Origin of the sequence: Flavobacterium piscinae, assembly GCF_004122145.1 — a bacterium.
In the GTDB taxonomy this organism is placed as follows: domain Bacteria; phylum Bacteroidota; class Bacteroidia; order Flavobacteriales; family Flavobacteriaceae; genus Flavobacterium; species Flavobacterium piscinae.
Map to the genome: position 1 here is coordinate 1 of NZ_SBKQ01000056.1, position 255 is coordinate 255.

Annotated in this window: 1 protein-coding gene; it reads right to left on the reverse strand. The window is 42.4% G+C overall.

The features are described from left to right. On the reverse strand, window positions 1-255 hold a 255-nt coding region (locus tag EQG68_RS15160; protein ID WP_164975485.1), incomplete at both ends, for a hypothetical protein.

A 255-nucleotide genomic window follows, 5' to 3' on the forward strand; every position in this document is an offset into this window, starting at 1 on the left:
AATCGTTCTGTGCTGCGGCTGCTTGTGCTACTGTGAGACTTTCAAAATAATACACTACCGTATCCGGATAATTATTGGCTCCTAATAAAATTGGTGTTACATCAGCATCTAGATTAAACTCAGCTCTACCATCGTTAGTATCATCTTGGTCATCGCACTTGGTTACGGCTGCATCATCCACCGGAATCGCATTGGCAATGGTTCCTTCTTCAATTACTAAGTCTACCGTGCCTACTATAAAACATCCGGTAAGGT